The 8,420-nt window shown below is 37.9% G+C and carries 9 protein-coding genes and 2 pseudogenes; 3 read left to right on the top strand and 8 right to left on the bottom strand.

The genetic code is table 11. The features are described 5' to 3' along the window. Positions 1-73 precede the first annotated feature (73 nt). A protein-coding gene (locus tag AC5YCI_RS15910) for an IS3 family transposase (protein WP_496175269.1) occupies positions 74-1,233 on the top strand; the annotation gives its coding sequence in 2 pieces (ribosomal slippage) (positions 74-320 and positions 320-1,233; 1,161 coding nt in all). Between the two features lie 74 nt (positions 1,234-1,307). On the opposite strand, the gene AC5YCI_RS15905 is transcribed toward AC5YCI_RS15910, so the two are convergent. The 7 genes from AC5YCI_RS15905 to AC5YCI_RS15875 all read right to left on the bottom strand — a co-directional run bounded on the left by AC5YCI_RS15905 (position 1,308) and on the right by AC5YCI_RS15875 (position 6,968). Then, on the bottom strand, positions 1,308-1,673 hold the full coding sequence (locus AC5YCI_RS15905; protein ID WP_496175917.1) for a hypothetical protein: 366 nt from the start codon (positions 1,671-1,673) through the stop codon (positions 1,308-1,310). Positions 1,674-1,691: 18 nt separating this feature from the next. Next, positions 1,692-2,534 carry a hypothetical protein gene (locus AC5YCI_RS15900; protein WP_496175916.1) on the bottom strand — a complete coding sequence of 281 codons (843 nt, stop codon included), beginning with the start codon at positions 2,532-2,534 and terminating at the stop codon, positions 1,692-1,694. Positions 2,535-2,543: 9 nt separating this feature from the next. Continuing rightward, complete coding sequence (locus AC5YCI_RS15895) at positions 2,544-3,650, bottom strand: putative endonuclease domain-containing protein (RefSeq protein WP_496175915.1); 1,107 nt, start codon at positions 3,648-3,650, stop codon at positions 2,544-2,546. A 230-nt stretch (positions 3,651-3,880) separates the two neighbouring features. Beyond that, positions 3,881-5,509, bottom strand: a complete 1,629-nt coding sequence (locus AC5YCI_RS15890) for an HNH endonuclease (protein WP_496175914.1) — start codon at positions 5,507-5,509, stop codon at positions 3,881-3,883. 102 nt (positions 5,510-5,611) lie between these two features. Then, a complete protein-coding gene (locus AC5YCI_RS15885) occupies positions 5,612-6,532 on the bottom strand; it encodes a helix-turn-helix domain-containing protein (RefSeq protein ID WP_496175913.1) in 921 nt (306 codons plus the stop codon). Continuing rightward, a complete protein-coding gene (locus tag AC5YCI_RS15880; protein WP_496175912.1) occupies positions 6,529-6,660 on the bottom strand; it encodes a hypothetical protein in 132 nt (43 codons plus the stop codon). Before AC5YCI_RS15880 ends, AC5YCI_RS15885 begins: the two co-directional genes overlap by 4 nt. Positions 6,661-6,761: 101 nt before the next feature. Further along, positions 6,762-6,968, bottom strand: a complete 207-nt coding sequence (locus tag AC5YCI_RS15875; RefSeq protein ID WP_496175911.1) for a Cro/CI family transcriptional regulator — start codon at positions 6,966-6,968, stop codon at positions 6,762-6,764. 118 nt (positions 6,969-7,086) lie between these two features. On the opposite strand from AC5YCI_RS15875, the gene AC5YCI_RS15870 reads away from it, so the two are divergent. Continuing rightward, entirely contained in the window at positions 7,087-7,770 is a 684-nt protein-coding gene (locus AC5YCI_RS15870; protein ID WP_496175910.1) for a S24 family peptidase, read from the top strand. Between the two features lie 67 nt (positions 7,771-7,837). On the opposite strand, the pseudogene AC5YCI_RS15865 reads toward AC5YCI_RS15870, so the two are convergent. Then, a pseudogene (locus AC5YCI_RS15865) lies at positions 7,838-7,918 on the bottom strand (hypothetical protein); the annotation flags it as partial. A gap of 274 nt (positions 7,919-8,192) precedes the next feature. Here AC5YCI_RS15865 and AC5YCI_RS15860 point away from each other — a divergent pair. Beyond that, positions 8,193-8,420 (top strand): annotated as a pseudogene (locus tag AC5YCI_RS15860) (hypothetical protein); the annotation flags it as partial.

The following is an 8,420-nucleotide window of genomic DNA, read 5'->3' as shown; positions in this document are numbered from 1 at the left end:
TGATCCTAGCCAAAATAATGGACAGCACGTCCCTCTAAAGATAACGTAACTTTAATCTTTGGAGATTCAAGAAATGGCTAAACGTTTTAGTCCTGAATTTAAACAGCAAGCGATTGATTATGCACTTTCAAACTCCCACGAACCTATAGCTGCAATCGCCCAGAAATTAGGTGTGGGTTATTCAACTTTAGACAAATGGATTCGTGAAGCCAATCCAGTGGGTTCAAGCAAACGTCAACTTTCACCAGAACAACAGCGGATCTTAGAATTAGAGAAAGAAGTCAAACAGCTCAGGGAAGCCAATGACATCTTTAAAAAAGCGCATGTGTACTTTCTGACAGATCATGCCAAGAAAAGTACACGGTAATTCAAGATCTGGATGTGAATGAAGTCACTGTATCTTCTGCCTGTCAATGCCTGGGTGTCAGCACTTCAGGCTATTATGCCTGGCGAAAACGCCAGACCAATCCAGCGCAGAAATATAATGATTTAAAAGCCGTATATTGGCAGCATCATGCACGATTGGGTGCACCTTCATTGGTACATGACATGCATGATTTAGGTTACAGCATGAGCGAACGAACCGTTGGAAGAATGCTTAAAAAGCTTGGTTTACGTAGCAGGATTGCACGTAAATACAAGCATACGACTGATTCAAACCATCGTTTGCCTACAGCGCCTAACTTGTTGGATCGTCAATTTACGGTCAATGAACCCAATAAGATCTGGACAACGGATATTACCTATATCCGTACTAAGCAAGGTTGGCTGTATTTATGTGTGATGCTGGATCTATTCAGCCGTCGTATTGTCGGCTGGCAAACCAGCCATCGAATAGACCGTCAATTGGTGTGTGATGCGTTTCATTATGCAATGGCTCGTCAGGGGTATCCAATGGGTGTCATGGTGCATTCGGACCAAGGCTCACAGTACTGTAGTCGTGATTTTAGGGCGCTATTATTGACGAATAACTGCGTTCAAAGTATGTCACGCAGGGGAAACTGTTGGGATAATGCAGTGACCGAAAGCTTCTTTCATACATTGAAAGGTCATGTGGTCCATGGCAGTGTGTTTGCCACTCGAAAAGAAGCGAATACAGTCTTGTTTGACTATATTGAGATTTATTACAATCGGGTCAGAAGGCATTCCGCAAACGGCTGGTTAAGCCCAGAAGCCTTTGAACAGAAATATTTTAAGAATTTAGAGGGATTTGTTGTCCACGATACTGTCTAGGATCAGATCAATCCTGAGAATTTATCAACTTGTTTATACTTGTTAAAGCTTTTGACCCCAGGCAAATGGGATTTTTATTTCATCAATCTTAAAAATTGAGGATTATTGACCTTGATTTGTAAATTGTTTTTATACTCCTCAATGGTTCCACGAGCACAAAAACGCTGACCAACCATGTGATCAATACGCCCAAAACGCTCTTCAAACCACTTGTAATTATTATCCCATACTAAAAGCGTCAGTGATTGATTAGGATATTTTTTATCAAGATTTAAATAGTGGCGATTGTCAAAATGTTTGACCTCTGCCAACTGACCACAGGCCATAACACTCTTGCCAACATGAAATGGCGCTTTAATTGCCTCAATTTTAGCTTCCTGAGCGATAGAGCTAACACTTGCTAAAGACAGTAGAGACGTGACTAAAATTTTTTTTAGCATGAGATATACCTTACTTATTTAATGATTATAAACCTGATTTTCTGGAGAACGAATAACAATCTGAGGCATACCTTTATAGCTTTCTATTAAGCCAGAGATACAAATATTGCTACCCTCTGATATTGGCATGGTATTGTTTGACCACATCACCGCGCTGAATTGATGTTTTGGATACTGTCCACCAAAATTTATATATGTTGCTTTTGATGTTTGTGAAATTTGACTGACTTCACCACAGACAGTCGTATTTTCCCCAATAAATTTATCGACTTCATAGACTGAAATCTGACGGGATGACGATAAATTTGTATCGCCTATATTTTCTTCAAATGGATTTGCGACAGTCGGTTTAACAATCTCTCTTGATTGAGCAACTTGTTGAATTTCAGATGGTGTACTTTCTACCTGCCGTTTATTGCCTACTACTGGAGTAAATCTCTCAGGTAAATTTTGAGTTTCCTGAACAATTAATGATTCTTCTTGTGACGGAACAGTAATTTCATCTCCTATTGAAGAAGTACCATAATCTGCTTCAGACCTCGAATCACTTTTCGAAACTATCAAGTACCCTACTATCAAAACCATGAAAACAATTAAGCAAGCAATCATAGTCTTGTATTGCTTATTCTTACGCATTTGCTCTTGATATATAGGATCAAGACCAGCTCTTCTCTTAAGCTCTAGCTCATACTCTTCTTTTTTCTTTTGTAACTCCAGATCATATTCTTTTTGTTTTTTTTGCAGTTCTAAATCATCCTTTTTCTTTTTGTTCTCGAGCTCATTATCACTCTCAACTTGTGCAAACGCAGATATCAGCAAGAGAGCCACAAGGATAACGACTATAGTACCTATTACACCCATCACATACCTCTACATAATCTGCTGTAAAGAATTCAAAACCATCTGCGGTTTGCCCTTGTACTCTTCGATCATCCCTTTCACGCAGAGTGTATTATTTTCTACGTTTTGAAGTTGTTGGCTGACATCCGAATTATTGTTCCAAATAACAATAGTAAAGGTCGGATAAGGATAAGGTCGATCAAAATTCAAATAGACTCCTTTAGAGAATTTTTTGTATTGTGCAACCTGCCCACAAATTACTTTATTTTCACCAACATAATATATAGCCTGTGATGCTTCTATATAAGACTCACTATAACCATTACTGAGAGAGATTGGTTGATCTGAGAAATGAGTCTGTGTTTGAAGTGCCTGAACCTCTGTATTCGGTGCTGATGTTTTGGATTGGATATAAACGACTGCACCAAGTGCAATTGAAGCTACTACGCCAGCACCAACCATTAAATACTTACGAATTTCTTTCTTGATTGACCCCAAATGTTCAGCTTGCCGACCTTTCATATCTGAGAGTTCTTTCCGAACATTATTAAGCTCTTCCATATGATTTTGCTTAAATACATTGAGACCACTACGAACTTGGCTCAGCTCATTCGTCATATCCACGGATGGATCTTGATGCTCTTTAACTCGGAGTCTTTCGTATTCTGCGATTTTTGTCTCATATTCATGAATGAGACTTTGGATCTGTTGTTGCTTTGATGCATCAGTAATTTGTCGATTTGCTTGTGTTTTTAAAGCTTGACGTATCTCGTTTATCACTTGGTTCTGTTGGTTAAATGCTTTTTTATTTGTATAACGCAACACAATACCAAACTGTTTGATCAAATCATTTTGACGTTCTAAAAAGTCATTAAATACTTCATAGCCTTTATTATTAATTTTGGCATAGCCGTCTAATTCAATCGGAAGTTTATACCCTTTTTTCTCATTCACGATCATAAAGTCGATATAACGATTCCCTGTTTTACTGTCTTTGAATGGAAACTGAGCAACAACATCATCAGGTTTAATTTCTGGGATTTGACTTAAAATTTCGTCAACAAATTTTTCTTCATATCCAACGATATGTTGAATTTTATGACGATTTGCATCTTTCCACTGTACCCAATCTAACATTTTATTTATCTCTTCACTGCACCCCTCTCACTCACCCTGAGACAAAATCATGAATTAAGTAAATTTTCTTGATGGATCGTGATGCAATTTTTGTTTAATCCATGATTTATAAATGTATTTTACGTTATATAAAGATAAATACAAAATAATTTTAAGCTTCATCATTAAAAAACCCAATCCAGGACAGAGCTTGACCACTTTTAACAGTGATCAAGCGATCCCTTCAGTTCTTATCCAAACAAATCAGCCCGTGCTTCCTCTAACTCACGATCTGCTTTAAAGCGATTACAATACGGATGTAACAATGTGCCATTCTCTACATCACCGCGACCACCAACAGAGCGTGCGATAATATGGTCGTGTTCAATACTATCTAAATGTAATAAGCCATCACACACTTCACAGAAATTATGTCGTGCCGCCTCAATTCTTTGCTTAATTAAAGCCTTTGTAAAGCTTGAGAACTGTGTTGAATTTTTCCGATTCGATGGCATTAAACCGAGGATATAACCCGATACATCATCTACCAGTTGATAATCATAATCTGCTTCAAAATTTTGCTGGAAAAATTCAGTAAAGTTGATGTATGGAAAACTTTTTGAAAATACCATCATGATGGTATTCATAGTGTTCGGATCATCCACATCAATGTCCACTCTTTTGGCCACTTCAATGAATGCCAAATAGACCAGCTCTAAACGCTCATGCCCCTTCACCCCACTCCCATATTTACCAATGGTTTCAGTAATCATAATGGGGAAGTTGGCAATTAGCATTTCAACATTACTTCGTACTGCCGTAAATTGGCGTAATTTACGCTGATCGTGAATATCAGACATAATGCTAAACCATGCCAGTAAACTGGTGATCTGCACACGCGTATCTTTAAAGAAATATAGCTGCGGATGTAACCCCAGACTGACTAAATGCGGATCATAAGGCGATGTCACCATACGGGTCAGTACTGCATACAAGCGTTGCAAATGATGGAGTACCGACGTCGCTAAACTTGCCCCAGAAAAATACTCCTGCGTATCACCTCTGGTCAAAATATCAAATAACTCATGCACGATCCCAATCCGTTTGCCATGCGTCATGTAGGTATTGAGTAGCATATTTTGGAAAACCAGATGATGAATCTTTTCACCTAGTTCGATCATCTGATTTTCAAGATCACTGCCTAGCTGCATCAGGGTACTTTTATTATCATCTAAATAGCAACATGCTGACGTAACATAGTAGCGAACCGTCCCTCGATGACTTAAATGATACGCTTCGTTTTTATCCAAACTCTTGGTATCTGAGTTCATACTTTCAAACACACGGCGCGCATCTTCGGGTGATCCCATCACCTGCACAAAACGCATTTTTAAATGTTTAATATTGTTTTTAGCTTCCTTAAATTCCTCCAACTCGGAAGTCATAATCTTTTGAAAATCCGCATATTGACTTAAAGATTTCCGCAATGTACGTAATTCTTCTTTTTGTGAAGACGTAAATTTGGGGGCATCCTTGACTTGCTCATCAACAAAGTAACGTTTGATCCAAGCATAGACACTCGATAATCGATGGCCACCATCAATTAAATACATATTCCCTTGTTGATCTTTCCAATACAAAAAGGTCAGCCACGCATTCGGATCAGTCGTACATGCATTAATGAAACGAATAATATCGCGTAGACTCCAATATTCTGTAGAGCGTTGATTATCGGCTTTATAGAGCTTGTCGATAATTTCACTCTGGGCAAAATCCGCGAGCGTAATTTCAAAATCGTCTCGTTGAATACTGTACTGCTCTGGATAGGCCATCATAGGGCGACGGTTTAATACGTTTTTTAATAACATGGTTTGTGCCATGGGAAGATTCCTTATTTTTTGTGTCGTGTCCCCTTACCCACCGGATTATGGGTATATTGAGGACACCAGGATGAATAAAATGTGTTGCTATAGGTTCAAGGCTTAAGGCTTGGATACAGACAACGTGTTAGGTTTCGTTTCAAAACCCACATCGCTTAGGTAGCTTTGCCAAGCATGTCGTTGTTTTGGGTCTTGTAATAACTTGGCGACTCGGGAGCTAAAGCCTGCCAAAGTTTCTCCGACATCAGCATAGCAAGAGGCAAAACCCGTATGCTGTGCTAGTTTTTGCGCAAAATAATGAATCTGCTTGGCACTCATGCCCTGTGGTTTAGATGACTGCGCTTGCTCAGATATCGCCTGACGCATGGATCCTTTGTTGTATTTGTGGCTATAGGCATGGATAAGCCAATCAGCAAAGTGATACAGCATCAAATTGGCATTGCTGAGTCGATCTTGATTGTAGATTTCAAAAGCACGGCGTTCTCTTTCAAACCATGGCGCCGTGATGAGGGCTTGGAATGAAATTTGATCATTGGCTAAAAATACTTCTGTCTCAAGTTTTTCAACATCGAGCCAGGTATTTTTATATTTAGATTCTTCTGAAAGATTCTTTGGGAGATTCTGTGTACCGTTGACGGCACTATTCAAAGTCCCGTTGTTGGCATGATTAGTCGTGCCGTTGTTGGTACTATTCATTGCAAATAATGGTGCCTGATTTGGTATCATTTCTCGTCCATGAATACCCATCAAACGGTAGACTTTAACCCGTTTAGTTATGCCTTTACGTTCACCCGTATCCTCGATTAATCCTTCTTCTAGCAGTTCAGCAATAATTTTAAGCACGGTTTTACGTTCAAGACCTGTATCTCGTTCTAGACGTGCCATGCTTGGGTAACAGCAATGGTCTTCCCCAGCACGGTCAGCCAACGACAACAGCAATAAACGTTTTAAGGGTTTACGGCTGCCCCCTGGTTTTTCGTTGAGTTCGAGTTTCCATGCCCAATTGGTTGCATCTAAGCTCATAACGCCACCTCACTTGCTTTAACAATGAGGTAAAAAGCCATGCGTTGGGTATTTAAATACTGCCCATTATTTTGAGCAGCACAAAGCATATTGCCATTTACAGGCAACTGTGATAATTTTCTTTGCATATTCAAACCTCAGATGTTTGAGTTCTTAAAAAGCCTGATCTGATCCATCAGGCTTTTTTACTTTTAAAATTCCTAAAGCCTTATATTCAATATCGAAAAATCTATTTCTTAATATCTTTCTCTCCTATTTCCATAAAATTTATATGTGGAATTTCTGGGAATTTTTTAGCTAACAATAATGCAGATTTCTCTGGCACCATGTAGCCCCATTGATATATTGCTTGCCGAGTAATATTTAAATGCTTAGCAATTTTCGGTGCATTTAAATAGCTCAATGCATCAATTGTTTTCATTTCTATTAACTTCATGCAGACACCTTTTGAAGATCAGTCTCAAGTTAAAGTAAAGTTTACTTTACTTAATATTATAAAGCAAACTTTACAGATAAAAAGTTAAGCTTACTTTACTACTTTATGGGTAAAAGATATGTCCACGTTGCAAGAACGTATGGCTTTGGCAAAGCAACATTATGAAAAGATTAAGGGAAAAAAATTTAGAAATGTTGAATTAGCTGAATATTGCAAGGTAAGTAAAGTTAGTATTGGCCAATGGTTAAATGGACCTACAAAGGAATTAGAGGGTTCGAACTTAACTCGTGCAGCAGATTTTTTGGGCGTAAATCATAAATGGTTAGCAGGTGAGCGCTCCCCTATGCTAAACGCTGATACTGTTTCTTCTCCACAAATAGAACCTATCTCATCTTTAATACCTTTATTATCTTGGCAACAGGCCAATCAAAAAGACTCATTAAAAAATATCAACGCAAATCATAAAAATTGGCTAGCAGCACATCCTCATATGACCAAGGATTGTTATGCCTTAGAAGTTTTAGGCGAATCTATGCTGCCAGAATTCCGTCCACATGATTATCTGTACGTCACTACTGATCTAGAATCAGTATCCCTTAAGACAGGAGATTTTGTGATTGTACAAACTCAAGATCATCAAGAGGCCTTATTTAAACGCTTAGTCATAGAAACTGATGGTATGTTTTTGCAGGTTTTAAATGAAAAATGGCCACAACAAACAATACCATTAACGGCATCATTTAAAATTATGGCAAAAGTAGTGGGATTCTGGCGAGATTTAAGTAATTCAAGTGTATCTTAAGGATTTTTAATAAGAGTATTTTATGAAGCTATAGCAGGTTTTTCAAAATATGACTAGCAATTGATGTATCAGCACCCATTTTGCCACGTAAAGTATTGGCAATATTCCACAGTTGTTTTTGTAATTGATGCAATTGTACTTGAGTCATTAAAGCGTACCCATGATTGGTCAAATGATTAAATGGGCTTAGTTTACAATAGTTCTTGTAAAAGTAAAAAACAAACCAAAAAATATGTACGCTATATAAAGATTTAAGGATGTGTTAAAACATGTAAATAAGTTGGAACTATTGAATCATTTTCTAGCGTCTATTAGCTCATATTTTTAAATCAAGATGAGCTGATATATGTAGATGCGAATTCTTGGTTTAATCCATTCTGTAGACCTCTTGCGAAAGTAAAAATCACCTCCATATAAATTTCATGAGATATCAGAAATTAAACCGTTTTTCAGATTCTGAATTCAAACGCTTAGTTGGCGTACCTCGACGAGTTTTTACTGAAATGGTAGAGGTTCTAGAAAAAGCAGAATCACTCAAAAAGAAATCAGGTCGACCTCATACTTTAGATATAGAGGATCAGTTGTTATTAACTCTCAATTACTTACGCAACTACAGCACTCAACTGGAATTAGCGGCAAATTACCATATC

Source organism: Acinetobacter sp. CY17 (assembly GCF_059515825.1).
Note: the sequence above shows the minus strand (reverse complement) of the source record. Positions and strands in the feature narration are given on the sequence as shown.

Bases quoted from the DNA above. Each gene is read 5' to 3' on its own strand.
- AC5YCI_RS15905 (WP_496175917.1), bottom strand. From the start codon at position 1,673: ATGCTAAAAAAAATTTTAGTCACGTCTCTACTGTCTTTAGCAAGTGTT.
- AC5YCI_RS15900 (WP_496175916.1), bottom strand. From the start codon at position 2,534: ATGGGTGTAATAGGTACTATAGTCGTTATCCTTGTGGCTCTCTTGCTG.
- AC5YCI_RS15895 (WP_496175915.1), bottom strand. From the start codon at position 3,650: ATGTTAGATTGGGTACAGTGGAAAGATGCAAATCGTCATAAAATTCAA.
- AC5YCI_RS15890 (WP_496175914.1), bottom strand. From the start codon at position 5,509: ATGGCACAAACCATGTTATTAAAAAACGTATTAAACCGTCGCCCTATG.
- AC5YCI_RS15885 (WP_496175913.1), bottom strand. From the start codon at position 6,532: ATGAGCTTAGATGCAACCAATTGGGCATGGAAACTCGAACTCAACGAA.
- AC5YCI_RS15880 (WP_496175912.1), bottom strand. From the start codon at position 6,660: ATGCAAAGAAAATTATCACAGTTGCCTGTAAATGGCAATATGCTTTGT.
- AC5YCI_RS15875 (WP_496175911.1), bottom strand. From the start codon at position 6,968: ATGAAGTTAATAGAAATGAAAACAATTGATGCATTGAGCTATTTAAAT.
- AC5YCI_RS15870 (WP_496175910.1), top strand. From the start codon at position 7,087: ATGTCCACGTTGCAAGAACGTATGGCTTTGGCAAAGCAACATTATGAA.